Source organism: Hymenobacter negativus, from assembly GCF_016056375.1.
Taxonomy (GTDB): domain Bacteria; phylum Bacteroidota; class Bacteroidia; order Cytophagales; family Hymenobacteraceae; genus Hymenobacter; species Hymenobacter negativus_A.
Genome location: NZ_JAEDAE010000005.1, coordinates 250,373 through 276,809, shown reverse-complemented (window position 1 = coordinate 276,809; position 26,437 = coordinate 250,373). Strand labels below are relative to the sequence as shown.

Annotated in this window: 22 protein-coding genes and 1 tRNA gene; 8 read left to right on the top strand and 15 right to left on the bottom strand. The window is 62.8% G+C overall.

The window, feature by feature from the left end; all coding sequences use genetic code 11:
• Nucleotides 1-9: 9 nt before the first annotated feature.
• The 5 genes from ccoN to I7X13_RS13415 all read right to left on the bottom strand — a co-directional run bounded on the left by ccoN (nt 10) and on the right by I7X13_RS13415 (nt 7,788).
• Nucleotides 10-2,136: a cytochrome-c oxidase, cbb3-type subunit I gene (gene ccoN, locus I7X13_RS13435; RefSeq protein WP_317191575.1), complete on the bottom strand. Its 2,127-nt coding sequence runs from the start codon at nt 2,134-2,136 to the stop codon at nt 10-12.
• A gap of 150 nt (nt 2,137-2,286) precedes the next feature.
• Entirely contained in the window at nt 2,287-2,463 is a 177-nt protein-coding gene (ccoS, locus tag I7X13_RS13430) for a cbb3-type cytochrome oxidase assembly protein CcoS (RefSeq protein WP_198066529.1), read from the bottom strand.
• A 136-nt stretch (nt 2,464-2,599) separates the two neighbouring features.
• Nucleotides 2,600-5,038 (bottom strand): heavy metal translocating P-type ATPase, encoded by a 2,439-nt coding sequence (locus I7X13_RS13425; protein WP_317191574.1) that lies wholly within the window; start codon nt 5,036-5,038, stop codon nt 2,600-2,602.
• A 106-nt stretch (nt 5,039-5,144) separates the two neighbouring features.
• Nucleotides 5,145-6,200: a response regulator gene (locus I7X13_RS13420; protein WP_198075889.1), complete on the bottom strand. Its 1,056-nt coding sequence runs from the start codon at nt 6,198-6,200 to the stop codon at nt 5,145-5,147.
• Nucleotides 6,178-7,788 carry a sensor histidine kinase gene (locus I7X13_RS13415; protein WP_198075888.1) on the bottom strand — a complete coding sequence of 537 codons (1,611 nt, stop codon included), beginning with the start codon at nt 7,786-7,788 and terminating at the stop codon, nt 6,178-6,180. Before I7X13_RS13415 ends, I7X13_RS13420 begins: the two co-directional genes overlap by 23 nt.
• 154 nt (nt 7,789-7,942) lie before the next feature.
• Between I7X13_RS13415 and I7X13_RS13410 the strand changes: the two genes are divergently transcribed.
• Both I7X13_RS13410 and I7X13_RS13405 read left to right on the top strand, forming a co-directional pair.
• Entirely contained in the window at nt 7,943-8,272 is a 330-nt protein-coding gene (locus I7X13_RS13410) for a thioredoxin (RefSeq protein ID WP_198066526.1), read from the top strand.
• Nucleotides 8,273-8,361: 89 nt separating this feature from the next.
• A complete protein-coding gene (locus I7X13_RS13405) occupies nt 8,362-10,476 on the top strand; it encodes a TonB-dependent receptor family protein (RefSeq protein ID WP_198075887.1) in 2,115 nt (704 codons plus the stop codon).
• A 72-nt stretch (nt 10,477-10,548) separates the two neighbouring features.
• Here the strand turns inward: I7X13_RS13405 and I7X13_RS13400 are convergent, their stop codons facing one another.
• The 3 genes from I7X13_RS13400 to I7X13_RS13390 all read right to left on the bottom strand — a co-directional run bounded on the left by I7X13_RS13400 (nt 10,549) and on the right by I7X13_RS13390 (nt 12,202).
• A complete protein-coding gene (locus I7X13_RS13400; protein WP_198075886.1) occupies nt 10,549-11,082 on the bottom strand; it encodes a hypothetical protein in 534 nt (177 codons plus the stop codon).
• Nucleotides 11,083-11,410: 328 nt separating this feature from the next.
• The gene (locus tag I7X13_RS13395) at nt 11,411-11,695 is read right to left on the bottom strand and encodes a hypothetical protein (protein ID WP_198066523.1); all 285 of its coding nucleotides are present in this window, start codon (nt 11,693-11,695) and stop codon (nt 11,411-11,413) included.
• Between the two features lie 60 nt (nt 11,696-11,755).
• On the bottom strand, nt 11,756-12,202 hold the full coding sequence (locus I7X13_RS13390; protein ID WP_198066522.1) for a hypothetical protein: 447 nt from the start codon (nt 12,200-12,202) through the stop codon (nt 11,756-11,758).
• A gap of 131 nt (nt 12,203-12,333) precedes the next feature.
• Here I7X13_RS13390 and I7X13_RS13385 point away from each other — a divergent pair, with 131 nt between their 5' ends.
• The gene (locus tag I7X13_RS13385) at nt 12,334-12,609 is read left to right on the top strand and encodes a GNAT family N-acetyltransferase (protein WP_198066521.1); all 276 of its coding nucleotides are present in this window, start codon (nt 12,334-12,336) and stop codon (nt 12,607-12,609) included.
• 70 nt (nt 12,610-12,679) lie between these two features.
• Here the strand turns inward: I7X13_RS13385 and I7X13_RS13380 are convergent, their stop codons facing one another.
• On the bottom strand, nt 12,680-15,022 hold the full coding sequence (locus tag I7X13_RS13380; RefSeq protein WP_198066520.1) for an endonuclease: 2,343 nt from the start codon (nt 15,020-15,022) through the stop codon (nt 12,680-12,682).
• Nucleotides 15,023-15,194: 172 nt separating this feature from the next.
• Here I7X13_RS13380 and I7X13_RS13375 point away from each other — a divergent pair, with 172 nt between their 5' ends.
• A complete protein-coding gene (locus I7X13_RS13375; protein WP_198066519.1) occupies nt 15,195-15,494 on the top strand; it encodes a rhodanese-like domain-containing protein in 300 nt (99 codons plus the stop codon).
• Between the two features lie 92 nt (nt 15,495-15,586).
• Here the strand turns inward: I7X13_RS13375 and I7X13_RS13370 are convergent, their stop codons facing one another.
• The 4 genes from I7X13_RS13370 to I7X13_RS13355 all read right to left on the bottom strand — a co-directional run bounded on the left by I7X13_RS13370 (nt 15,587) and on the right by I7X13_RS13355 (nt 20,427).
• Nucleotides 15,587-16,480: an alpha/beta hydrolase gene (locus tag I7X13_RS13370; protein ID WP_198066518.1), complete on the bottom strand. Its 894-nt coding sequence runs from the start codon at nt 16,478-16,480 to the stop codon at nt 15,587-15,589.
• Between the two features lie 106 nt (nt 16,481-16,586).
• Nucleotides 16,587-18,524, bottom strand: coding sequence for a RecQ family ATP-dependent DNA helicase (locus I7X13_RS13365; protein WP_198075885.1), 1,938 nt, complete (start codon nt 18,522-18,524; stop codon nt 16,587-16,589).
• A 142-nt stretch (nt 18,525-18,666) separates the two neighbouring features.
• Nucleotides 18,667-19,233 (bottom strand): hypothetical protein, encoded by a 567-nt coding sequence (locus I7X13_RS13360; RefSeq protein ID WP_198066516.1) that lies wholly within the window; start codon nt 19,231-19,233, stop codon nt 18,667-18,669.
• Between the two features lie 384 nt (nt 19,234-19,617).
• Nucleotides 19,618-20,427: a hypothetical protein gene (locus I7X13_RS13355; protein WP_233454782.1), complete on the bottom strand. Its 810-nt coding sequence runs from the start codon at nt 20,425-20,427 to the stop codon at nt 19,618-19,620.
• Between the two features lie 547 nt (nt 20,428-20,974).
• On the opposite strand from I7X13_RS13355, the gene I7X13_RS13350 reads away from it, so the two are divergent.
• Entirely contained in the window at nt 20,975-21,877 is a 903-nt protein-coding gene (locus tag I7X13_RS13350) for a hypothetical protein (protein ID WP_198075884.1), read from the top strand.
• Nucleotides 21,878-22,004: 127 nt separating this feature from the next.
• On the opposite strand, the gene I7X13_RS13345 is transcribed toward I7X13_RS13350, so the two are convergent.
• Nucleotides 22,005-22,664, bottom strand: coding sequence for an ABC transporter ATP-binding protein (locus I7X13_RS13345; RefSeq protein WP_198066514.1), 660 nt, complete (start codon nt 22,662-22,664; stop codon nt 22,005-22,007).
• 139 nt (nt 22,665-22,803) lie between these two features.
• Between I7X13_RS13345 and I7X13_RS13340 the strand changes: the two genes are divergently transcribed.
• Together I7X13_RS13340 and sucC are read left to right on the top strand one after the other, a co-directional pair.
• Nucleotides 22,804-23,973, top strand: a complete 1,170-nt coding sequence (locus I7X13_RS13340; RefSeq protein ID WP_198075883.1) for a glycoside hydrolase family 113 — start codon at nt 22,804-22,806, stop codon at nt 23,971-23,973.
• Nucleotides 23,974-24,079: 106 nt separating this feature from the next.
• Nucleotides 24,080-25,276, top strand: coding sequence for an ADP-forming succinate--CoA ligase subunit beta (gene sucC, locus I7X13_RS13335; protein WP_198066512.1), 1,197 nt, complete (start codon nt 24,080-24,082; stop codon nt 25,274-25,276).
• A 76-nt stretch (nt 25,277-25,352) separates the two neighbouring features.
• Here the strand turns inward: sucC and I7X13_RS13330 are convergent, their stop codons facing one another.
• Nucleotides 25,353-25,802 (bottom strand): organic hydroperoxide resistance protein, encoded by a 450-nt coding sequence (locus I7X13_RS13330; RefSeq protein ID WP_198066511.1) that lies wholly within the window; start codon nt 25,800-25,802, stop codon nt 25,353-25,355.
• Nucleotides 25,803-25,960: 158 nt separating this feature from the next.
• Between I7X13_RS13330 and I7X13_RS13325 the strand changes: the two genes are divergently transcribed.
• Nucleotides 25,961-26,035 (top strand) — tRNA-Arg (locus I7X13_RS13325).
• Nucleotides 26,036-26,437 lie beyond the last annotated feature (402 nt).

The following is a 26,437-nucleotide window of genomic DNA, read 5'->3' as shown; positions in this document are numbered from 1 at the left end:
AAGTCCACGCTACTGTTTCACCTTGATGTCGGTGCCTAAGCGCTGGAGGTAGGCAATCAGGGCCACGATTTCCTTGTCCGATTTCACCTCGATGTCCTCCTTTTTCAGCTCGGCCACGATGCCCCGCGCCTGGGCTTGCGCATCGGCCACGGCCAGTTTATCGAAGCCGGCGGGATAGGGCGTGTTCAAGCCTTGCAGCACCCGGATTTTGTTGGGCAGCGTGCTGTAATCGATGGTATTCTCGAACAGCCACGGGTAGGGCGGCATGATGGAGCCGGGCGACATGCTGGTGGGGTCCAACATGTGGTTGTAGTGCCAGGAATTGGGGTATTTCTGGCCCACGCGCTGCAAATCGGGTCCGGTGCGCTTACTGCCCCATAGGAAGGGCCGGTCGTACACGTATTCGCCGGCTTTGCTGTACTCGCCGTAGCGCTCGGTTTCGGAGCGGAAGGGGCGCACCATCTGGGTGTGGCAGTTCGAGCAGCCTTCCTTGATGTAGAGGTCGCGGCCTTGCAATTCCAGCGCCCGGTAAGGCTTCACCGAGGCAATGGTGGGCACGTTCGACTTCACCAAGAAAGTCGGAATCATCTCCACCGCTCCGCCGATGGCAATGGCCACTGTGGCGCCCACGGCCAGCTGGAAGGGCCGGCGCTCGAGCCAGCGGTGCCAGTGGCCGGGTTGCACGTGCGGGTCCTGGGCTTCGGGCAGCAGCGCCGGGGCCTGGGCCTTTTCGTTGGCCAACAGCGTGCCGGCCTGGGCCGTCTTATACAGGTTGTACATCAACAAAAACACGCCGCTGAGGTAGAGCACCCCGCCGATGCCGCGCAGGTAGTACATGGGCACCAGCTGCAGCACGGTTTCGAGGAAGTTGGGGTATTGCAGCATGCCCTCGCCGTTGAACTGCTTCCACATCAGGCCCTGCGTGAAGCCCGCCCAGTACATGGGAATGGCGTAGAAGAGGATGCCCAGCGTGCCCAGCCAGAAGTGCGTGGTGGCCAGTTTCTTCGAGAAAAGCGGCGTTTTGTAGAGGCGCGGCCACAGCCAGTACAGCATCCCGAAGGTGAGGAAGCCGTTCCAGCCCAGCGCGCCCACATGCACGTGCGCCACAATCCAGTCGGTAAAGTGCGCAATGGCATTCACATTTTTCAGCGAGAGCATGGGGCCTTCGAAAGTGGCCATGCCGTAGGCCGTGATGGCCACCACGAAGAACTTGAGCACGGGCTCCTCGCGCACTTTGTCCCAGGCGCCGCGCAGCGTCAGTAGGCCGTTTATCATGCCGCCCCAGCTCGGCGCAATCAGCATGATGCTGAAGGCCACGCCCAGGCTCTGGGCCCAGTCGGGCAGGGCGGTGTAGAGCAAGTGGTGCGGTCCGGCCCAGATGTAAATGAAAATCAGCGACCAGAAGTGAATGATGCTCAGGCGGTAGGAGTAGATGGGCCGCTCGGCTGCCTTCGGCATGAAGTAGTACATCAGGCCCAGGTAGGGCGTGGTGAGGAAGAAGGCCACCGCGTTGTGGCCGTACCACCACTGCACCAGCGCATCCTGCACGCCGGCATAGGCCGAGTAGCTTTTGAGCCAGCTCACGGGCACTTCGGCCGAGTTGACGAGGTGCAACACGGCCACCGTGAGGAACGTGGCGATGTAAAACCAGATGCCCACGTACAGGTGCCGCTCGCGCCGCCGGGCAATCGTGCCAAACATATTCCAGCCGAACACCACCCAAATCAGGGTGATGGCGATGTCAATCGGCCATTCCAGCTCGGCGTATTCCTTGCTCGTGGTGAAGCCCAGCGGCAGCGTAGCCACTGCCGACAGGATAATCAGCTGCCAGCCCCAGAAGTGGATTTTGCTAAGAACGTCGGAGAACATCCGGGTCTTGCACAGGCGCTGCAAGGAGTAGTAAACGCCAGTAAAAATGCCGTTGCCGACGAAGGCGAAAATCACCGCGTTGGTGTGCAGCGGCCGGATGCGGCCGAAGGTGGTGTAGGCCGTGCCCATGTTCACCTCGGGCCGGGCCAGCTCGAAAGCGGCCAGCACGCCCACCGCCATGCCGATAATGCCCCAGATAACGGTGGCAATGCCGAAGTTGCGAACAATCTTGTTGTCGTAAAAAAAAGTGTCAACGGCCCGGTTCACAGCGCTTGGAATCAGGGGCGCGCGCGGGGCAGCAACGGGAGCTAGCGGTTCGGCCTGCATAAAGGGGGAATTGGATTTTTAGTACCCCAAAGGTCCCGGTGCGCTGGCATCGAAAAGCTGACAAAAGTCAGGTCGACGGCGTGATTGATGTCAGGCAGCCGAACCGCCGGGCGGAATATCCGGTTCCGTTTCTTCCTCAAACAGCATCCGAACGGCGGGCGTGTAGTCGTCCTCGTATTGCCCCGAGCGCACGGCCCAGAAAAACGCCCCCAGAAACGTGAGCGCCACCAACAAGCTGATGCCGATAAGCAGGAATATGATTGACATGGTTGAATGATGTAGAGACGCAACATTTTGCGTCTCGTCGTTGCTGATGTTACTATGACTGCATGGTTCGGCGCGGTCCCGCCCGTTCAACGATGAGACGCAAAATATTGCGTCTCTACATCGTTCCAATGGCTATTTAGAGCCCGCGCCGCCGTGCCGCCAGCCGCACGAGCAACGTGGCAAACACCATTACGCTCAACGAGCTGATGGGCATGAGAATGGCCGACACAATGGGCGTGAACCGGCCCTGCACCGCCAGCGTGAGCCCAATGCCGTTGTAGACGAACGACAGCGCGAACGTGGCCAGCACAATGCGCAGGCAGGTCCGCGAAAAGCCCAGCATAGTGGCCAGCTGACCGAAATTATCGGCTTCAAGAATGGCGTCGCAGGCGGGCGAGAAATTGGTGAGCGTATCAGTAAGGGCGATGCCGGCATCGGCGCATTGCAGGGCGCCGGCGTCGTTCAGGCCGTCGCCCACCATTACTACGGTGCGGCCTGCTTTTTTGAGCTGCGCGATGTATTCGAGCTTGTTTTGTGGCGTCTGGCGGAAGTGGATTTCGGCCGTTGGACCGAACAGCTCGCGCAGCCGGGCCTGCTCTGTATCATTGTCGCCCGAGAGCACGGCCAGGCGGTAGCGCGTGCCCAGCGCGGCCAGCACCGGCCGCAGGCTGTCGCGGTACACGTTGCGAAAAAGGTAGCGGCCACTGGCTTCCCCAAGTCTGAAATACACGCCGGATTGCGCCGGCCCCGCCGCTTCGGTAGCAGCCTCAGCGGCGGCTGCGCCTACGAATGCCGCCGTTCCTACCCGAACCACCACGCCGGCCACGGTGCCGCGCACGCCCTGGCCGGGCGTCTCGGTAAAGTCAGCCACAGCCAGCGAGCTGGCCGGCAACTCCGTCGCCAGGCGCTGGCTGAGCGGGTGTGTGGACTGGCGCACCACCGCTGCCACGGCCTGCATCTGGCCAGGGCTGAGCGGCGGGCCGACGTATTCCACTACCGATTTCTTTACGTCCGTAAGCGTGCCGGTTTTGTCGAATACGAGGGTATCGGCGCGTCCTAGAGTTTCTACCACGGCCGAGTTTTTGAGGTAGAATTTGCGGCGGCCCAACACCCGCAGCGCAGCCCCCAGCGCAAATGGCGTGGCCAGCGACAGCGCACAAGGGCAGGCAATTACGAGCACCGACGTGAAGGCCCGCAGCGCCATGGCCGGGTTTTGGGGGTACCAGTAGGCCACCGCGCCCAGTGCCAGCGTGAGGGTAAGGCCCACGAAGTAGCGTCCCACTTTATCGGCGTAGGTTTCCAGCGAGGGCTGTTTTTCTTTCTGAAAAGCGGGGTTGTTCCAGAGTTGGGTGAGGTAGCCCTGCGACACTTCGCGCACCACTTCCAGCTCCACGGCCTCGCCCATCTGGCGGCCGCCGGCATAGAGCAGGTCGCCGGCCTGGCGGGCCACCGGCTCGCTTTCGCCCGATACGAAGCTGTAATCAATCTGGCCCGCGCCGCGCCGCAGCACGGCATCGGCCGGAATGATTTCCTGGTGCCGCACCCGGATGCGCTGCCCGGCCCGCAGCTCCTTCACCGATACCGATTCTTCCCCCGCCGTCGTGAGCCGCGTCACGGCCACCGGGAAGTAAGACGTAAAGTCGCGGTCGAAGCGCAGGGCGTCGTAGCTGCGCTGCTGCACCCACTTGCCGATGAGCATAAAAAATACCAGCCCCGTGAACGAATCAAAATAGCCCGGCCCGCGCTGGGTCAGCACCTCAAACACGCTGGTCATGAATAGCGCTGTGAGCCCCAGGCTGATGGGAAAATCGAGGTTGATGTAGCGCTGCCGCAGCCCCTGCCAGGCCGAGCGGTAGAAACCCCGCGCGCTCACCAGCAGCACCGGCAGTGCCAGCAGGAAACTCAGCCCACCGAAAAACCGCCCAAACGTGCTTTGCAGCTGCCCGGCAAAAGAAAAATACTCCGGAAAAGCCAGCAGCATCACGTTGCCGAAGCCGAAGGCCGCGATGCCGAGCTGGTAGTACAGCGTGCGGCTGGCGGCGTGGGGCTGCGCGCCCAGCTCAGCCAGCGTAATCTGCGGCTCGTAGCCAACGGCGGCTAGCAGCTTCACCACTTTTTTGAGCGTGGTAGCGGCGGGCTGGTAACTCACCGTCAGTTCTTTGCGCAGGAAATTGACCCGCGACGACGAAATGCCCGGGTCGAGCTTGAATAGGTTCTCCAGCAGCCAGATGCACGAGGCGCAGTGCATCTGGGGGATGCTGAAGGTAATCCGCGCCAGCGTGGGCGAGCGAAAAGCCAGCAGCTGCGCCTGCACCGCTTCGGCATCGAGGTAGTCGAAGCGGCCGGGCAGCTCCACGGTTTTCATTTTTTGGCCGGGGTGCGCGTCGAGCCGGTAGTAGGTGCAGAGGCGGTTGGCGGCCAGCAGCTCGTACACGGCCCGGCAGCCCTGGCAGCAAAAGGCCAGCCCGGGCTCGGCCGGCAGGCGAATGGGGGCATCGGGACAGGCGTCGCCGCAGTGCGTGCAGGCTACGCTAATATGGGGCGGGGGAGGGGCAAGGGCAGGCGCAACGGGCACGGGCAAAAGGGGGCTAATGGCAACCCCAAAGCTCCGGCCCCGCACCCGCCCCCCGCCTGATGAATGTCAGCCCACGGGCCTGATTAATCTCAGTAGGCCTGTGGGACTACCAGTTGGGCTGGCGCAGTTTTTCGGGGCGCAAGAGCTTGATGCCGTGGCTGGTGAGCTCAATCAGGCCGCTTTGCTTGAACTCGCTCAGGGTCCGAATCAGCGACTCCGGAGCGGTGCCCACCACGGCGGCCATGTCATCGCGCGAGAGTTGGATGGTGGCCTCCGGCGCGGCCCCGGCCTGCTCGTGCAGTCGCAGCAGCGTGTCGGCCACGCGTCGGCGGATGGAGCCGTAGGCCATGCCCAGCAGCTGCTCCTCGCGCTCGCTCACGCGCCCCGCCAGCAGGCGCACAAACTGCTGGCCCACGGCCGCGTTGCGGTGCAGCAGGGCCATGAAATCGGCTTTTGGGATGTAGAGCAGCGTGGCATCGTCCAACACCAGGGCAGTGTCGGCGTGCGGGCCCTGCTCCAGCAGCGGCAGGTAGCCGAAGAACTCGCCGGGACCGTATACCCCCGTGATTAATTCCTTGCCGCCGGGGGTGCGACGCACGGTTTTTACGCGGCCGGTTTGCACGAAGTAGAGCCGCGTGGGCTCGTCGCCTTCGGCGTACACCTCCTGCTTTTTGCGCAGCGAGTGCGGGCGGCGGTCAATTGTGAGGTCTCTGAGCTGGCCGGCGGCGGCGGCATCGTCCAGGAAGTTGCCCAGGCCCTCGGGCGCGCGCAGGTCGTAGTCGGCCTGCAGCTTGCCGAAGCGGTGCAGGCGGCTGCTGATGGCGCTCAGCAGCTCGGTTTCCTCGAAAGGCTTGGTGAGGTAGTCGTCGGCGCCCAGCTCCATGCCGCGGCGCAGGTCGGTGCGCTCGGTTTTGGCGGTGAGAAAGATGAAGGGCACGCCGGCCAGGTGCGGGTGCTGGTTGAAAATGTGGAGCACGCCGTAACCGTCGAGCACGGGCATCATGATGTCGCACACCACCAAATCGGGCTTGGTGCTCAGCGCTTTTTCCACGCCTACTTTGCCGTTTTCGGCCGTGAGCACGGCGTAGCCGGCCAGCTCCAGAATCTCGGCCGTGTTTTCACGGATGACGTCGTTGTCCTCAATCAGCAGAATGGTTTTCATAGGGAATGGTAAGGGTGACGGTGGTGCCCACGTTGAGCTCGCTGTGCAGGGCAATGGTGCCGCCCATCAGCTCCAGATATTTGGTGATGATGTAGAGGCCCAGGCCCGTGCCGGGCGTATTGGCCACGTTGCGGGCCCGGTAAAACCGTTGAAATAAATGCTCTTGGTCTTCGGCCGAAATGCCCACGCCTTGGTCTTGCACCAGCAGCGTGAGGCGGCCGGGCCGGCCCGTGGCGCTCAGCCGGACGGTGGTGTTTTCGGCCGAATATTTCAGGGCGTTGGACAGCAGGTTGACCAGTACCTTGCGCAGCAGCGAGGCATCGAGCCACACCGTTTCGGGGCCGTCGGTGCTAAGCTCGATGTGCTGGCCGGGCTTGCGCAGGCCCTGCACTTCAGCTACGGCTTCGCGCAGCAGGGCGGGCACGGCCAGCTGGGCCGGATGGGCTTCAATCTTGCCCTCTTCGATTTTGCCCACCGACAAAAACTCCTCCAGAATGTCGGTCAGATGCTTTACCGAGGCCCGGATGCGGTCGAGGTGGCGCAGGCGCTGGGGCTGCTGCTCGGCGGCCGGGTACTTCTCCACCAGCGTGGCCGAGGTGAGCACGGCCGTGAGTGGCGTGCGGAACTCGTGCGAGGCCATGGCCACGAAGCGCGACTTGAGCTCGCCCAGTTCCTGCTCGGCGGCCAGGGCTTGGGCCAGCTCTTCGGAGCGGCGCTCCAGCTGGGCCAGCGTGGTCATGAGGGCGTGGGTGCGGTCGGCCACCTTCTGCTCCAGCTCGGTGTTGAGGCGGTCCACGCGCTGGCGCTCAGCCTGCAGGGCCTGCTCGGCCTCCTGCTTGGCGCTGATGTCGACCACGTAGGCCACCACGTACAGCTCCTCATCGAGGTGAAAATAGCTCAGGCTGATTTCGACGGGAAACACCGAGCCATCGCGGCGGCGGGCCAGCAGCGCCCGGTTCGAGCCCATGGCCCGCACCGCCGGGTGCGCGTTGAAGGACGCGCGCAGGTGTTCGTGGCGGCCGCGCACGGCATCGGGTACCAGCACTTCGATGGACTGCTCGGCCAATGCCCCGGCCGGATAGCCGAACAGCTGATGCGATTTCTCATTGGCCAGCACGATGTTTCCCTGCCGCGTGGCCACAATGATGCCGATGGTGGCGTGGGTGAACACGGCCTCGAAGCGCCGCACGCTCTGGGCCAGGTTGCGCTCGGCCTCGTGCAGGCGGCCGGTATCGGTGAGGCGCACGAGGAAATAATCTTTGCCCTCCAGCGCCAGGCTGGTAAGCTCCATGTATCCCCAAAACGGGGTGCCCACGTGCCGCCGGATTTCCACTTCGCGCTCGTAGTGGCCGGCGGCCAGCGTTTCGTCGCGCAGCTGCTCCCACTCGGCCGGGCTGAGGCGGTGCAGCAGCAGGGTGCGCACCGGGTCGTCGTAGAGGGCCTGGGCCGAGGGGTAGCCCAGCTGGCGGTAGCCGGCAGTGTTCACGCGCGTAAACCAGGCCGCCTGCACGTCGTACAGGCCCACGAAGCTGCTGGTCTGCTCAAACAGAATGTCGGTGAGCGGGTTGCGGTAAAAGTCGAGCGGCATGGCAGGCAATTGATTCGGTAAAGTAACACCGGAATGGCGGCCGGCGAAACGGCCTGATGGATGTCAGGGCCCCGGCCTGACGGCTGTCATGTTTGCTCCTTGGGGGGCAGCCTAGTTTTGCTGCAAAGATTTTACCCGCGTTTTAATCCCTGCCATGACTGGTTTCCAAGCCGTTGAGCCTGAGCGCCCGCCGGCAGCTGTGCTGCTGGTGATGCTGCCGCCGGTCCGGTACCCGCTGGCCCAGCCCCCAAGCGGTTTTGCGGCCGACCTCGCCACCTTGCAAACCCGCCTGGGGGCCGCCGTGCAGGTGCTGCAAATCGACGAAGCCAGCTACCCCGCCATCCTGCGCAGCTTTGCGCCGACCCAGCTGCCCACCAGCGTGCTCATGCACCACGGCGTGGAGCTCTGGCGTCGCCCCGGCCTGCCCGACGCGGCCGAAATTGACGCGCTGCTGGTGGGGAAGAACGGGCAGGCCGGGGCGTAGTACGAACTTTTAGTTCGCGCTACCGTTCGTCAGGCGGCAACAATTCACGTATTCCGCTGGTCTGCGTCGTGCTGCTTGCCCTGCCCATTATGCCCTTCCGATACCCGTTGCTATTGCTGCTTTGGCTGCCGCTGCTGCCCGCCCGCGCCCAAACCCGGCCCGACACTACCCGCGCCGTGGCCCTGCCCGAAGCTACCGTGACGGGCTACGGCCAGCGCCTGCCGCTGCGCCGCACCGCCGCCGCCGTGGGCGTGATTGGTGCCCATGTGATTGAGCAGTTTAGCCCCACGGCGCTCACGCAGGCCGTGAACACGCTGCCCGGCGTGCGGCTGGAGGAGCGCGCCACGGCCAGCTACCGGCTCAGCATCCGGGGCAGCACGCTGCGCTCGCCGTTTGGGGTGCGCAACGTGAAGGTGTACTACAACGGCATTCCCTTCACTGAGGCTGGCGGCAGCACGCCACTCAACCTGCTCGACCCCGCCATCATCGGGCGGCTGGAAGTGATGAAGGGGCCGGCCGGCAGCGTGTACGGCGCGGGCACGGGCGGCGTGGCGCTGTTTGGCACGCCCGCCGTAGCAGCGGGCGTGAGCCGGGTGGCGGCCGGGGCCACAGTGGGCAGTTACGGCCTACGCCGCAGCACCATCGCGGCCGAAACGGGCAGCGCCACCAGCAGCATCCGTGCCCAGTACGCCCACCAAAGCCTGGACGGCTACCGCCAGCAAAGCGCCCTGCAGCGCGACGTTTTCGCCCTCGATGCCCGCACCGTGGCCGGCCCCAAAACTACGCTGGCCGCCCACCTGCTTTATACCGACATCAGCTACCAGCTGCCCGGCGGCCTCACCCGCGCCCAGCTGGCGGCCGACCCGCGGCAGGCGCGCCCAGGCACGGCCGCCGCGCCCGGTACCGTGGCACAGCGGGCATTTTATGCCTCGCGCACGGGCCTGCTGGGGCTCACGCACGAGTACCGCTTCAGTGAGAAATTGGAGCTGCAAACCACGCTGTACGGTAGCGGCACCGTCATTCGGACTCCGTATCTGGTCGATTACGAGCGGAATACTGGCGTGGGGCTGGGCGGGCGCACGGCCCTGAGTTACCGCACGGCGCTGGCCGGGCGCGTGCTGCGGCTGCAGGGCGGCGGCGAGTTTCAGGCCGGCTTCACCGACGGGCGCAGCTACCAAAACAACGGCGGCACGCCCGGCGCGCTGCGCTACGACGACGAAATCACCACCACCACCGGCTTTGCCTTTGCCCAGGCCGATTATGAATTGCCGGCCAGTTTCCAGCTGACCGTGGCCGCCAGCTACAACCGCCTGCGCCACCGCACCGCGCGGGTGAGCGACGCCGCTACCAACCCCGACGGCTATGAATTCAGCCGCGATTTCCGGCCCGTGGTGTCTCCCCGCGTGGCACTGCTGCGCGAGTTCAGCCCCAGCATGTCGGTGTATGCCAGCGTGAGCACCGGCTTTTCGCCGCCCACCACCGACGAAATCCGGACTTCCGATGGCCACCTCAATAGCGACCTGCAGGCCGAGCGCGGCACCAGCTACGAGGTGGGCGCGCGGGGCAGTTTCTTCCGCAACAACCTGACCTACGAAATCAACCTCTTCGACTTGGAGCTGCGCCAAACCATCGTCAGCAGCACCACCGACCAGGGTACGGTCGTGTTCCGCAACACCGGCAGCACCCACCAGCGCGGCCTCGAAGCAGCCCTGAGCAGCTGGCTGTGGCGCGAAGTAGAGGAGATACCAAACCTGCCCGACAACGTGCAAACCACCGGGCGCGGCCTTCGCGCCTGGGCCAGCTATGCCTACAACGACTTCCGCTTCGGCAGCTACGCCAGCGGCGGGGCCGACCTGAGTGGCAACCGCCTCACCGGCACCGCGCCGCACACCCTGAGCGCGGGGCTCGATTTCAGCCAGCGCCTGGGCTTCTACCTCAGCCCCAGCCTGAGCCACCAGGCCCGCATCGTGCTCAACGATGCCAACACCGAGGAAGCGGCCGGCTATTGGGTGTTCGGGGCGCGGGGCGGCTGGCGGCACCCGCTGGGCCGGCATCTGGAAACCAACGTTTACGCGGGCATTGATAACGCCACCGACCGGCGCTACAGCCTAGGAAATGATTTAAACGCCTTTGGCGGGCGGTATTTCCAGCCCGCGCCGGGCCGGGCGTGGTACGGCGGCGCGCAGCTGAGCTGGCGGTGGTAGGGCTAGTAGGTAGATGCGAAAAAGGGCTTTCATCCATGGATGAAAGCCCTTTTTCGCGTTGATGTGCAGTGCTTACTGGGGGGCTGGCTCGGCGGGTGTCTGGTTGGCTGGGGCATCGGGAGCGTCGTTGCGGGCCGCGGCGTATTGGAAGCCAATGGCTCCCTTTTCGGGGGCTGGCGCCTGGGAAGTGGCCGTTGGGGCGGCGGGGGCAGGGGCGGCGTTGGCCGGTTGCCCCAGCGGGTTGGTGGGCTGTTGCAGTGGAGTACTTACGGATATCTCAATCGGAATGGAAAACGTGAGCCGGGTGGCGTTCTCCGCGGCAGCAGCGGCGGTGCCTACTTCCAGGTGGTTGAGGGCGGTGACCTCCGTGGCCGGAGCCGCCGCCGCTGGTGCCGCAGCAGGAACGGTAGCCGTTGCCGGAGCGGCCGCGGGAACGATGACGGCGGCCGGAGCAGCCGGACCCGTCGCTGTTGTGGGAGCCGCAGCGGGCGTAGTTTCCGCTATTGGGGCGGCGGCTTCTGCAGCTGGGGCCGTGGCTTGCGCGGCCGGGGCGGGGTTCTGGTTGGTGGGCTGGGGGGCCGGGGCGGGGGCTGCTGGCGTATCCATTGGGAGGAGAGGTAAAGGGTGAAAAACAAACGAACGGGCTTAGGTTAGTGGTTGCGCATGCACCCGGCTCACCACCGTGGCTATGCTGTTTGCCCTCATCCGCTTGCATAATGCGGAAATAGTTCGGGCGTGTTTTAAATATAATAAATATACAATATTATTTATATTCAATCGTGTGATGCCGGTCAAAAGCTTATAAGGCTGGAAGCAATTCATAGAGTTGAGCTTACAGGCAGTATCAAGCCGCTGGCCGGACCGCCAGCCGGACATAAAAAAAGGCTTTCATCAAACGATGAAAGCCTTTTTAAGAAAGGGAAGCTGGTTACTATTACTTCTGCTCTTCGGGCAGGGTGAAGGCGCGGTCGCTGGGGTCGGTGAGCTCCTTGGGGATGTTGTCGGATGAGGCAGGGGCGGGGCCGTTGGCGGCGCGCATCTCAGCGGTGTCGGAGCGGAGGGAGTCGTCCATCTCGTCGGCCTTCTCCTGGCCCGAGGCGTTGTTGTCGTCGAGCTGCTGACCGTAGGTGGCTGCGTCGAGCATAGGGGTCGAAGTGCCGTCTTCCGACGGCTGCGGGTCGAAGGTTTCGTCGCTGGGGTTGCTGGGGTTGGTAGCCATGAGGGCGGGGGCTTGATGGTGGGCGTCATCGGAGCGCAAGGGCGCGCCAATGACGGACAATTATTCGTCTTTGGTGGGGTAGTTGGCGTCGGCGGGTTCCTCGCGGGTGTTGTGGGTGCCGCCGCCGGCGTAGCGGGGGTCGTCTTCGGCCCAGGCTTTGCGCAGCTCGGCGTTGTCACCACCTTCGGCCTGCACCTCGCGCACCAACTCGGGGTTCTGGTTTTGGGTGACGTGGCCGGGCTGGTCCTCGGGATTATCGGGGGCGTTTTGGGCTTCTTTTTCGCGGTCCGAGAATTCGCTGAATTCGTCGGGGTTGTCGTTGGCCCCGCTGCGGCCGGGGCCTTCGTTGGTGGGGGTATTGGTGGCATGGCCGAAGCTACCAAAGGCGGGGCTGGCAGCCGTCACGGCCGGGTCGTTGGGGTTGAGGCGGGCGGCGGCGGCGCGGTCCTGCTGGTCGAGGGGCCGGTGGTCGTTGTCGGGCGGGAGGGGGGAAGTGGGCGTATCCATGCAGAAGAAATTGAAGGGGGATTGAAAACCAAACGGGCCGGGCCCGCTTTGGTATCTCTGTACGCAATTCGGCGGCGGCCGTTGGCTTTTGCGTATAGGCCGCAGCTTTTCGCCCTTCAATCCCCCAACCCATGCCCATCAAGCACGATACCGAAAACCAGGAATTCACCATCAGCCAAGACGGCCACGACGGCGAGCTGGCCTACGCCCGCCCCGCCGAGGGCGTCATCGACTTCACCCACACCTTCGTGGACGAGGCCCTGCGCGGCCAGGGCCTGGCCGACGAGCTGGCCCGCACCGCCCTGACTTACGCCCGCGACCAAAAGCTCAAGGTCAAAACCAGCTGCAAGTTCATGGCCGCTTTCGTGAAAAAACACCACGCCGAGTATGCCGATATTCTGGCCTAAACCCGACCTCGCTGGATACAAAAAAGCCCCCGACCAACCGGCCGGGGGCTTTTTTTATGAGCGAAGCCGTTTACTGCACCACCACGCGGCCGGCGTATTCCACGCCGGCGCTCAGCACGCGCACGGCGTAGAGGCCGGCGGGCAGGCCGCGCAGGTCCACCGAAGCGGCCTCGGTGGCGCTGAGCAGGGCGGTGCGCTGGCGCACGGTGCGGCCCAGCATGTCGCGCACTTCCACCGTGGCGGAGAGGGCGGCCGACTGGCCGGGCAGGCGGAGCTGCACGCTGCCGGAAGCCGGGTTGGGGTAAATTTCGAGGGCGGTGCGCAGGTTGGCGGCCGTGCGGGTGGCCGTGGCCGTGCCGCAGGCGGTGCTGGTGTAGCTGCCCACGCCGGCGTAGTTATCCACGCCGTTGCCGGTCCAGGTGGCGGCGCCGTAGGGGCCGTTCCAGCGGCCGCCCTGGTTGGTGTTGGGCAGGCGCACCATGGTGTTGTTCAGGGTCGAGCCGCCGCCGGCCACCGTCCATTCGGTGGGGCGCTGGCCAATCACGCCAATCACGTCGAGCGTGTCGGTGCCGTTGAAGAGGGCAATGGCGTCGTCGCCGTTGAAGAAGGCCACGCCGCTCTGCAAGTCGGTTTGGGCGGCCACGCCGGCATCGGTCACGCCGGTGTTGGCAATCACGTACACGTCGTAGGGGGCAATGGTGCCGGTCAGGGCCTGGGTGGTGGTGGCGGTGGTAGCGCCGTTGGCATACAGCACCACGCTCTTGCCGGCCAGGGGCATGGGCGCGTTGGTGGGGTTATAAATTTCGAGCACCTTGGTGTTGCCCGCGTTCGACTCGGTGTACTGCGAGAAATACGGCTTGGTGCAGGGCGCACCCACGGGGGCCGCATCGTCGTTGGTGATGGTGAGGACGTGGGCGTTGGGCTGGCCCACCAGCACAGTGGCCGTGGAGGGCGTGCCCAGGCGCAGGCGCACGGTTTCGTTGGGCTCGAAGGTCACGTCGCCGTTCACGGTCACGGTCACGGCCTGGGTGGTGGCTCCGCCCACGGCGAAGGTCACGCTGGTAGTATTCAGGGTGTAGTCGGAGGGCGAAGTGGCGGTGCTGTTGGCCACGTCCACGCTCACCGGTACGGTGAGGGCGCTGGTGATGGCCGCGCCGGTCAGGGCCACGTTCACGGTGTAGGTGCTGGTGCCGGTGTTGCCTTCAACAATGCTGCCCGTGGCCGAAGCGAAGCTAACCGTGGACGGCGTGCCGTCGTCGTTGGTGATGGTGAGGGTGTGCACGTTGGGGCCGCCCAGGCTGGTGCCGGTGGCGGGGTTGGTCAGGTTGAGCACCACCGTTTCATCGGCTTCGGGCTGGGTGTCGCCGTTCACGGTCAGGGTCACGGTCTGGCTGGTGCTGCCGGCCGGGAAGGTCACGGTAGCGGGCGAGGCGAAGGTGAAATCCGTACCGCTGGTAGCGGTCGAGTTCATGGCATCAAAGTTTACCTGCACGGTGGTGGCGGTGGTGGCAGCCGGGCTCAGGTTCACCGTGAAGGTGTAGGTGCTGGTGCCGGTGTTGCCTTCGGTGATGCTGCCCGTGGCCGAGGCAAACGTAAACACCGGGCCGGGAGGCGCCAGGCCGTAGGCCAGGGCTACCAGCTCGGGGTGCTCGATGTAGGGGTTGTAGTTGCCCTGGCTGGCGGCCACGCGGCGGTTGCGCTCAATCTCGTGGGCATCGACCGGGTCGGCGAGGTGCCAGGCGTAGAGGGTGGCCAGCGGGGCCAGCGAGGTGATGCTCTGGTGGCCGGTGGCAATGAGCTCCGGCTGGGTGTCGTGCATTGTGTAGAAGTAGAAGGCCGTGCGGGCCACGTTGCCCTTGTGGTCTTCGCGGGGCTCAAACTGCGAGTTGGTGTCCTCGCTGTACTCGTCGATGTTGGTGGTCGGGATGGTGGTCTGGCTGCTGGTATTGCGCATCCAGAGGGTGGTGGTGGCGTCCGGAATGTCGGCGTAGGGGTTGTTGCCCCGGTTCGAGTTCCACTGAATGTAGGTGGGGTAGAGGTGGTGCATGTCGGACACCATGCGGTTGGCCGAGCTGAACCACGACTGCGGAATGCTGTGCTCGCAGTTGATGTTGGCCGCCGGCGACGAGTTCGAGCTGTTGAAGTTGAGCGGCACCGGCGTGTTGTAGCCCGAGTACACGCACGTCACCGAGTTGTTGTAGTTGTCGGCGTAGTTATACATTTTGGCCCGGGCCCCGGCGTAGGAAAGCACCGTGCGCTTGCCGTCGTACCAGTTGGTGCGGAGCCAGTCGCGCAGGGCCTGGCCCTGCAGGTTGGTGGGCGGAGCCGCCGGCATGGCCGGGAAGGTTTGGGCTTGCAGCGCGGCGGGCACCAGGGCCAGCCCCACCAGCAGCGAAGCGAAAAGTTGTTTCATACGAAACCGGAGAAGGGGATAATGGGATGAGGGATAAGCGCGGGGGCAGAGGGAAGCTGTAAAGATAATGGATTCGCGCCGGGTGGCTGACCGCCCGGCCATTACGAAACCAAGAAGACTTCGGCCGTACTTTCGCCCCGCAATTCCCTCCAATTCACCCCGTCCTGATTCCATGGCCGACATCACCACCACCGAACTCCGCCAGCGCCTGCAAGCCGGCGAAACCCCCCACCTCATCGACGTGCGCGAGCCCTGGGAGCACGAAGAAGGCCGCATCGATACCGCCCAGAACATCCCCCTCAGCTCCCTGCCCGACAAGCTCGACGACCTTGACGCCTGGAAAGACCAGGAAGTCATCGTGCATTGCAAAAGCGGCGGCCGCTCCTCGCAGGCCAAAGCCTACCTCACTCAGCAGGGCTTCACCAATGTGCGCAACCTGCTGGGCGGCTTCACGGAGTACTCGGCCGGTTAATTAACGTAGGGTGCGGGGTTTTACCCCGCCCGTCGTTGAACGAAGCTAGAGTAGCCATTCAACGACGGGCGGGGGCAAGCCCCGCACCCTACTTACCGTCCCAGCAGAAACTGCAGCGCCGGCCCCACGCGCTTTTTCCAGGCGGCCTCGTTGTGCGCCGCGCCGGGAAAGCGCCGGCTCAGCCAGTTGCTGGCATTGTAGCCGTGCGCGCGCATCACGCTGTCGATGCGCAACTGGTGCGGCGCATACCACGCATCCAGCGTCGCTGAGCCGTGGTCGAAATAGATTTTGGGTTTGCTGCTGCGGGGCAGCTGCTTATCCAGATACTGCACCATCGCCGTGGTGAAATCCGGCATGTTTTCCTTGAGGCTCAGCGGCCAGTGCGTGGAGAAGCACGCCGCCCCACCAAACACTTTGGGGTATTCCAGCGCCGCATACAGCGAAATCAGCCCGCCCATGCTGGAGCCGGCCACGAACGTATCGGCCCGCCGGGACGAGGTCTGAAAGTGCTTATCCACGTAGGGCTTCAGCTCCTGCACCACAAATTTCAGGTAGGCATCGGAGAGCGGTGCGCCAGGGCGCTCCTGCTCGATTTTCGCCTTTGTGGCGGCACTCATGGCCGCATAAGGCCTGGCCGGGGTGTACTCGGGAAAGCGCCGCTCGGTGTTCCAGATGCCCACCACGATGCACGGGCGCACCGCCGGCCCCAGGGCCGCCAGCGTGCTGTCTACTTCCCAGGCCACGCCACCGTAGGCATTTTTGGGGTCGAACAGGTTCTGGCCGTCCTGCATGTACACCACAGCGTAGTGGGTGCCGGGCTGCGGGTAGCCCGCGGGCAGCCACACGTCCACGTTGCGGGCCTTCACAAATTTGGAGGGGAAATCGGCCAGGTGCTCCAGGCGGCCGGGGTTGGCCGGGCTGGGCGCATCGGTACCAATAAGGGCGGCGAAAAGCGGCAACGCGGCCAGCCAATGCAGAAAAGTCATAGGAAATAGAACAATTGTAGAGACGCATATTTGCGTCTCGTCGTTGAACGGTGTTGATGAACGACCGGACAGGGAGGCCCACGCGACGAGACGCAAATATGCGTCTCTACGGCAGTATCAATTTTCCATCGGCTGCATACGCCAGCTCGCCCCGGTCCACCATCTCGCGCACCGCCGCCGTGATGGCACCTGCCTGCGCGGGCGGAAAAGCGGCCAGCAGTTCGCGCGGCAAAACCGCCGCCTGCCGAATGTGCGCCAGCAGCGGCTCGCGCAATGAGGGTGCCTGGGCCAGCGCCTGCGCGGCTTTCTTCTCGGCCAGACAGATATCGCACACGCCGCAGCGGGCCGGGTCGGCCTCGTCGAAATACGTGAGCAGCAGAATCTGGCGGCAGCGGGTGCCGCTCAGGTACTGGGCCACGGCGTGGGTTTTGGTCCGGGCCAGGTCGCGGGCGGCCGTCATGCGCACCTGGTCGATGGGCAGCTTGGCCGAGTCGAAGCGCGGCGTGGTGAACATGGCCTGCGGCGACTCCTGCTTGGGCTGGTAGTGCAGAATGCCGGCCGTGTGCAGGTAGCGCAGCTGCTGGCGCACCTCCACCACGCTGCGGCGCAGGTGCGTGGCCAGCGCATTCTCCGAAATGGTCTGGAAATCGGAAAACAGCTCGCCGCCGTGCAGCCGCAGCAGCGCCTTTATCAGCAAATCGTGCTGCGCATTGGCCACCTGGAAGGCGTACAAATCCTGATGATTGAGAACGAGATGCACCCGCGCCGGCTGGTTCACGGCCTCGTTGAGCTGCACGAAGCCTTCGCGCTGCAAAATCTTCAGCGCGTTGTGCGCGTCCACGGCCTTGATGCGGTAGGTTTCGGCAAACTGCTGCATGTCGAACTCGAACGCGGCCAGCTCGCCACCGCCCACCGCCGTCTGCGAGTAGTTGGCCAGGGCCTGGTACACGCGCTTCACCGTATCCAGGGGCGGAAACGACTGGTTGGTGCGGCGGCGCAACTCGTCGGCATCGTTGGGACCGGCCAGCAGCACGGCGAAGGCAAACTGGTTGTCGCGCCCGGCGCGCCCGGCTTCTTGGTAGTAGGCTTCCAGGGTGTCGGGCGCGTCGAGGTGGACCACGAGGCGCACGTCGGGCTTGTCGATGCCCATGCCGAAAGCATTAGTGGCCACGATAAGACGGATTTTATCGGCAATCCAGTCCTGCTGCACTTTACTGCGCTTTTCCGAAGGCAAACCGGCGTGGTAGGCCGCTGCCGCAAACCGGTGCTGCTGCAGAAACGCAGCCGTATCCTCCGTTTGCCGCCGGGTGCGGGCATACACGATGGCGGTTTTGTTGGGGCCCACGCCGCGCACCACTTCCAGCAGCCGGCGCAGCTTGTCCTCGGTGTGCAGCACCGAGTACGAGAGCTTGGGCCGCGCAAAGCTCTGCCGAAATACCCCCGAGCCCGGCCCAAACTTCAGCTTCTCCACAATATCGGCCTGCACCTGCGCCGTGGCCGTGGCCGTGAGGGCGATGACCGGCGTGCCCGGCGGTAGCTTCTCGCGCAGCTCGGCAATGCGCAGGTAGGGCGGCCGGAAATCGTAGCCCCACTGCGAAAGGCAGTGCGCTTCATCCACGGCCAGCAGGCCCACGTGCATCTTGGCCACCCGCACCTGAAACAGTTCCGTGAGCAGCCGCTCGGGGCTTACGTACAGGAACTTCACGCTGCGGCCGTACACGCAGTTGTCCAGTGCGTGGTCGATTTCCTGGTGGCTCATGCCCGCGTAAATGGCCTCGGCTTTCAGCCCGCGCTTGCGCAGGTTGTCCACCTGGTCTTTCATCAGCGCAATCAGCGGCGACACCACGATGCAAATGCCCGGCCGCGCCAGGGCCGGCACCTGAAAGCAGATGCTCTTGCCGCCGCCCGTGGGCAGCAGCGCCAGCGTATCGTGCCCTTTCAGTACGGAATCAATGATTTCTGCCTGCCCCGGCCGGAACGCCGTGTGCCCCCAATGCTCGCGCAGCAGCGCCAGAGGGGAGGTTTCGGTAGGAGCGGAGGACATGAGGCGAAGATACATCCTCGGCCTTATGCACCTGGAAATGCAAAAGCCCCTTTTCGCACGACCCCAAAATGCCTCTTCCTCAATTTGCTGCCAATAAATTAAGAAAGAGGCATTTGACGAATATTGTCGAAATGACCAGCCATTAAAGCTGAACAGGAAGTGCTCTATCCTTCGCGTGCGGACGGATTTTGCTCAACAGGCGCTCATTGCTAACGGGCTGCTGAAAAATGGCCGCCTTCACATCGGCAAAAGGTTCGTCCAGCAGGGATAAAAAATCCCAGTTTGCAATGGACCGAGCGCGGCGTCCGCGGCGGAATGCTTGGATGAACAATCCCCATTTATCCGGCATCACCAGCATCGTAAACGCGGCAGTGGCTAGGGTAAAGGGCGAAATCTTGCCATTGGCTACCAGAAAGAACTGCATGGCCGCTTCGTCATCCAGGCTGGTCGAGAAATCCAGCAGGATGTGGAAGGCGTCGTGCCGTTCAATGCGGTCGACGGGCTGCAGGCTTTCCTGCGTGAGGAAGCGCCCCAGCTCGTGGCCCAACGTGCCAGTGGGGTAGCGGAGCATATCCTCGCGCAGCAGGCCCCACACCGGACGGCGGCGGTAGACCATGGCATGCACGGTGACGACGTTATCGAGCAGCCACAGCAGGGCCCGCTCGCGGAAAGAATGCTCTTCCCGGTAGGAAATGATGATGTCTTTCATTGTTTTTCAAATTACTTTGTATTGCAAAGTAAACGAATCTTTTTTCAGAAATCCATTCATCAGTCGGAATAAATTCAAGCCTACCCTTTTGCTCCTGGTCGGCAAGCCAAAAACGCGAGATTTCCTGCCTGGATTCGGTGCTCAGTGCTGGCTGTTGGCAGCCTATTGCGGTTTGCTATGCAACGAAGCCAATACCTTTCTCAGAGCGCTGGGCTTGCGTCGGCTACTGATTTAAAATTATTCACGGAAGAATCTCAAGGCATAGCATCGTTGGTCGCACCGCATGAGTTAGAGTAGGTACCCCGTGGGTTTGCCGTCTGACCACAAAAAAGCCCGGCACCTTGCGGCGCCGGGCTGGCAGAAGAAAGAAAGGACAATGATTAATTAAGCGGCCACCTTCTCACCGTTCTCACGGTCGTCAATGGCTTTGCGCAGCTTGGCGATGGCCTGCACGGCGCGCTCCTCATCGAGGCGGTTGATGTTGAGCAGCATCTTGGTTTTCTCCGGACGGGTAATCACCGGGTGGTTCAGCAGACGAATGATTTCCTCCTTCTGCGAAGCCGTGGCGTAGTGCACCGGCGCAACAGCCTCAGCAGCGGCCGGAGCCGACGTTTCGGCGGGCACTACCTGCATGGCGGGTACCGGCTGGGCGGCCACCGGCGCGGGGGCCGCAACGGACTTGTTAGTGTCGTAGTCCATTTCCTCGGCGGGCGTGGGCTCGTAGCCAGCGGCGCGGATAATCCAGGCCAGGCAGTTGCGGTAGGCTTTGCCAATAGCGCGGGTCTGGGCCATGCTCATGATGGCAAATTCCTGATAGAATTTCTTGCCGCTCTCCTTGTTCGAGCATACTGCAAAGCCAGCGCCTACCGTAGCGCCGTGGCGCAGGTCAAACAGCGTCACTTTGGCCTGGTACTTCATTTCCTCGGGGCTGCTCACGTTGATGACGTGCTCCACGATGGGCACGATGCCCAGGCGCGAACCGGCATATTGCCAGCCCTCCACGTTCACAAATTCCTTGCCTTGTACGTTGGTGGTGAGCTTGTTATCCTTGATGAACTTAGCGAGGTCCTTCGCCAAATCCAGCGTTTCATCGGAGCGAGCGATATCAAAGCTCTCGACTTTAACTTTTTTGGTAATGTCCTTGGTGGTTTTAGGGGCCTCGTTCATGGCTTTGTTCTTTAGCAATGTGTCCAACTGATGTTCGGGTTTATAACCGAAAGGTAGAAAGAAACGTGCCATAATTGCCAAAAATATTGGTAAATTTTATTGCTGTTTATCAGTGTATTGTGCGCATTGGTGAAATCAGTTAAAACTAATACGCTTGGGATGGGTGCCGTGTTGGTGAAAGTAAGCTTTGCTAACAATGCGCCCACGGGCACGCCATCCCGAAACCAGTAGCCATCGGGGCCGGCCAACTGATTTTACCGTTGCTCAAACAACCTTTTGCCGTCCCGCTCCGAGTAGGAGAATGTACCCCGACGCCAGCGGGCCTTCCCAGGGCCCGCGTGGAGACGCGCTCAGCAAAGCCCGCCCAACAGCGCCCGGCCTGGGAAGCCGGCGCTGCGCTCCCGGCTGCTCCTGGCGCTGCCTGTTGTTACCCCCAATTTTTCCTGTGCCCGGCACTGCTGTGGCTGTTCCCCGGCTTTACCGGCCAAGGGAGTATGGGCTTTCCTGCGCCTGTTTTTTACCTGTGATTTTTCATGCAAACCATTTTACACCAACTACTTACACCTTACTCGCCATGCTAAAATCAATAAATAATCCGTCGTTGCGCCTGTGGTCGGCTAGCCTTGGCCTGACCTTCCTGTGCTTGTTGAGCCTGTTGGTTATCAGCTGCAAAAAGGACTCCACCGCCACGCCCGACGACCCGGATGCCGTGGCCAACGTGAAGGTGGCCACCTCGGCTACGCTCGGCAACTACCTCACCGATGCCAACGGCAACACGCTGTACTTCTTCGCCCGCGACATCGACGGCACCAACACCTGCACCAGCGCCACCTGCAACCCCCAGTGGCCGGTGTACTACGAAGCCAGCGTGAAAGCGCCCAAAGGCTTGAATGCAACTGATTTTGCTACCAAGAATACCCCCGACGGGCGTCCGCAAACCACTTATAAGGGCTGGCCGCTCTACTACTACGCCCCGGCCACCGGCGGCGCCAACACCCGCGAAGCCCCCGGCCTTACCGGCGGCAACGCCATTGGCGGCATCTGGCACGTGGTGAACCCGGCCTACAACGTGCTGCTGGCCAGCAAAAACGTGGAGGACAAAACCACGCACGTGGTATCCAGCAAAACATTTCTGGTGGACGGGCAGGGCCGGACACTTTACTACTTCGCCAAGGACAACAGCAGCCCCACCACTCAGCCCACCAACTGCACGGGAGGCTGCGCCACCATCTGGCCTGCCCTGTACCTGAGCACGCCGGTTGCGCCCTCATCCCTGAAAACGACTGATTTTGCCACCATTACCCGCGAAGCCAGCGTTGCGAGCGGCCCCTACGGCAACAGCACTGGCACCCGCGAGCAGCTTACCTACAAAGGCCACCCGCTCTACTACTACGCCGGCGATAACGCCACCCGCGGCCACGCCGAAGGCCACGATTTCGACGATTCCGGCGATAAATGGTACGTGGCTGCGCCCTGAGGCCCGCCCCGCGTAAAACCAGAACGTCAGGCCAAACCTGCCGGCCGCCCTATTGCAGGAGGGCGACGGCGGGCACGGCCTGACGTTCTTTTTTGTTAACCAACGATTGGAAAACGGACCTTAGCCCTTAGCCGCCTTCCAGAATGTGGCCGTCGCGCATCACAATCTTGCGGTCTGCCATCTCGGCCAACTGGTCGTTGTGCGTCACGATGACGAAGGTCTGGCCCAGCTCTTTGCGCAGCAGGAAGAAAATTTGGTGCAGCTCCTGGGCGTTTTTGGTATCGAGGTTGCCGCTGGGCTCGTCGGCGAAGATGATTTCGGGCGAGTTAATCAGGGCGCGGGCCACGGACACACGCTGCTGCTCGCCGCCGCTCATCTCGCTGGGCTTGTGCTCGGCGCGGTGCTCCAGGTTGAGCATGCCGAGCAATTCGCGGGCGCGCACGCGCACCTCTTTTTCGGAGCGGCCGGCCAGGTAGGCGGGCAGGCACACGTTTTCGAGGGCCGTGAACTCGGGCAGCAGGTTGTGAAACTGAAAGATGAAGCCGATGTGGCGGTTGCGAAACCGGGCCAGGTCGTTGCGCCCCAGCGCGCTCACCGACTCGCCATCAAAGAGGATATCGCCCGAATCCGGCGAGTCCAGCGTGCCCAGAATGTGCAGCAGCGTGCTCTTGCCGGCCCCCGAGGAACCGACAATGCTCACGATTTCCGACTTTTCAATCGTCAAATCGATGCCCTTGAGTACGTTCAGGGAATTGTAGCTCTTGTGAATGTTGATAGCTTGCAGCAACGGCGGGCAGCGATAGACGTGAAGAATGCGGTAGGGACAAAGCTACGCAGAAACCCGAACGGTACGCAGCCCGCCACTATACGCAATTTTGGCCAGCGCGTAGCTTTGAGCTGTGTCATTTATAAGAATGTTTTCCCCCATGCCGGTTCCTGCGTTTTCGTGGCGCCGCCTCATGGCCGTGCTGGCGCTGGGGATGGTCGCTTTATTCGGGCTGGATAAGCTGATGACCTGCTGGCTGACGTACCACAGCGAAAGTGGCCCGGTCGCCCGCGCAATAGATGCGGAGTACGCCGTTGCGCCGTCCAAGAATGTGACGCAGCCTGTCTTCGTAGTCGACAGCACCCTGATGCGCGGCGTGAGCTGGGTGGGTGGCGACTCCATCGCGGCTGCCGAGCTGGCCCCGTTGCTGCGCGACCACGTGAGCTGGATTTCCCAAATGCCCTTCGGCTGGCAGGCCGGCCCCGCCGAGCCCGCCGTGCAACTGCACACTGCCCGGCCCGGCGGCCGCTTCGGCCTGTGGGGCGAAAGCGACGCCGGCATTGACTATACTGCTCGGCTGGCGCGGGCGCAGGGCATCCGCACGCTGCTCAAGCCGCACCTATGGGTGCGCGGCCGCAGCACCTGGCCCGGCGACATCAACATGACCAGCCCGGCCGCCTGGGACGCGTGGTTTGCCAGCTACGCCACCTTTATGCTGCACTATGCCGCGCTGGCCGAAGCCGCACACCTGGACGGCCTGTGCATCGGCACCGAGCTGCAGCACGCCACCGAGCCGGCCCACGAAAAAGCTTGGCGCAGCCTCATCCGACAGATTCGGCGGGTGTACCACGGCCCGCTCACCTACGCCGCCAACTGGAGCGGCGAGTACGAGCAAATCCGGTTCTGGGACGCGCTGGACTACGTGGGCATTCAGGCGTATTTTCCGCTGAGTGCGGCTGCCAGTCCGCCGCTCGATACGCTGTTGCGTGGCTGGCAGCCGCACCTGCAAAAGCTGGCCCGGTGGCAGAAAAAAATCAAAAAGCCCATAGTCTTCACCGAAGTGGGTTACAAAACTACTCCCGATGCCGCCGCCCGGCCCTGGGAATGGCCCGAGCGCACGGCCATGCTGCAAACGCCCGACGAAGCCACCCAGGCCCGCTGCTACGAGGCCCTGTTCCGGGCCTGCTGGGGCTTGCCGTGGCTGAAAGGCATGTTTATCTGGAAGTGGTACCCCGGGCTGGCGGCCGACGGCCCGGCCCGCCGCCACGCCGACTTCACGCCCCAGCACAAGCCCGCCGAGGCCGTTTTGGCCCGCTGGTACGGGCAGTAAGTTCGTGCGGCGCGCATTCGTTTGCTACAATCAGGGCCGGCCGCCGTACTTTCGTGCCACCAAACCGCGAGGTAGCGTAGCTCAACACCACCCCTTACCCGTTTTTATGAACATTCACGAATATCAGGGCAAAGAAATCCTGAAAAAATACGGCGTCCGCGTGCAGGAAGGCATCACCGCCGACACCCCCGAGGAGGCCGTGGCCGCCGCCGAAAAGCTGACCGCCGAAACCGGCACCAGCTGGTACGTCATCAAGGCGCAGATTCACGCCGGTGGCCGGGGCAAAGGGGGCGGGGTGAAGCTCGCCAAAGGCATCGATAAGGTGAAGGACATTGCCAACGACATCATTGGCATGCAGCTCGTGACCAAGCAAACCGGTGCCGAAGGCCGCAAGGTGCACAAAGTACTCGTGGCGCAGGACGTGTACTACCCCGGTCCTTCGGAGACCAAGGAATTCTACATGAGCGTGCTGCTGGACCGCACGTTGGGCAAAAACGTCATCATCTATACCACCGAGGGCGGCATGGACATCGAGGAAGTGGCCGAGGCGCATCCCGAGAAAATCCACCGCGAGCACGTGGACCCCGCCGTGGGCCTGCAGGGCTTCCAGGCCCGCAAAATTGCCTTCAACCTCGGCCTCGAAGGTGAGGCGCAGAAGGAAATGGTGAAGTTCGTAACGGCCCTCTACAAGGCCTACGACGAAACCGATTCCAGCATGTTCGAAATCAACCCCGTGCTGAAAACGTCGGACAACAAAATCCTGGCCGTTGACGCCAAGGTGACGCTGGACGAAAACGCCCTATACCGCCACAAGGATTTCGTTGCCCTGCGCGACCTCAACGAGGAAGACCCGCTGGAAGTAGAGGCATCGAACAGCAACCTGAACTACGTGAAGCTCGACGGCAACGTGGGCTGCATGGTGAACGGCGCCGGCCTGGCCATGGCCACCATGGACATCATCAAGCTGAGCGGCGGCGAGCCTGCCAACTTCCTCGACGTAGGCGGTGGAGCTAACGCTCAGACGGTAGAAGCCGGCTTCCGCATCATCCTGAAGGACCCGAACGTGAAGGCCATCCTGATTAACATCTTCGGCGGCATCGTGCGTTGCGACCGCGTGGCCAACGGCGTGGTGGAAGCCTACAAGAAAATCGGCGACATCCGCGTGCCCATCATCGTGCGCCTGCAAGGCACCAACGCCGAGGAAGGAGCCCGCATCATCGACGAAAGCGGCCTGAAAGTGTACTCGGCCGTGCTGCTGAAGGATGCCGCCGCCCGCGTGAAAGAAGTGCTGGCCAACGCCTAAGGGCGAAGGAAAAGCGCGAAATAAGAAGGCCCGCCTGATGATTCAGGCGGGCCTTTTTTGTGTTGGGGTGCGGGAGTTATTTGCTGTCGGTGAGGGCAGGTACTGGTTCGCCTTTCACCTTCAACTCTACTTCCATGTTGCCGCGGGTGCCCACCGAGTAAGGGCAGATTTCGTGTGCTTTGCGCACCATGTCGATGGTTTTGTCGCGGTCGAAAGCTTTCAGGTCCACGTCGAGCACGGCGCTGAGGCCGTAGGCTTCGCCGTCCTGAAACAGCGTGACGGAGCACTGCACGGTGGTTTCGGGGTCGAGCCGGTCGCCGCCTTTTTGGGCAATGACGAGCAACGCCTGCTGGAAGCACGAGGCGTAACCGGCGGCAAATAACTCTTCAGGATTGGTGGCATTTTTCTTGCCGCCGAGGCCCTCGGGCACCGACATGTCGAGGTCGATGATGCCGGTGGCGGAGCGCACGTGGCCGCTGCGGCCACCCACGGCCGAGGCATCGGCCGTATACAGGTTCTTTTTCATGGGAAGGAATTGGAGGTGAAAGAATGCAGCTTATTGATTGACTTAACCGGCTTTTGCACGCCAGGGTTGCGGTGGTGCCAAAAGCGTTAGCCAGAAAAATGAAGCATAATTTGGCCCTCCGAGCTTTTGCGGCTACTTTTGCACTCCTATCAAGTACCGGCCACGTCGTACAACGGATAGTATGAGAGTTTCCGAAGCTCTTGATTTAGGTTCGATTCCTAACGTGGCCACCACAAACCCCATTTCCAGCCCGGAAATGGGGTTTTTTATTTAACGCACCGCGGCAACCTCCTTCTCCAGACCGGGAAGCCCGAAATACCGCGGAAAATTCAGAAGCTGACAACAGATGGAAGGTTAAATATTAAATATATTTTATATTTATTTTACTGCTGGTGAGCGCGGGAGGCTAAAACCCAACGGCGCCGTGCCGACGTATAGCCTGGACACTATCTCTCACTCCAACTCCCATCACCATGAACACGAAAACCATCTTCACTGCCCTTGCCCTCACCGTAGCCTGCTCAGCCACTGCCTTTGCGCAGGACATGAAAACCAAGAGCGATGACGACAAGACCAAGACCAAAGCCGATGGCATGACGACGAAGACAAAAATGGCCGACGACGGCAAAATGAAA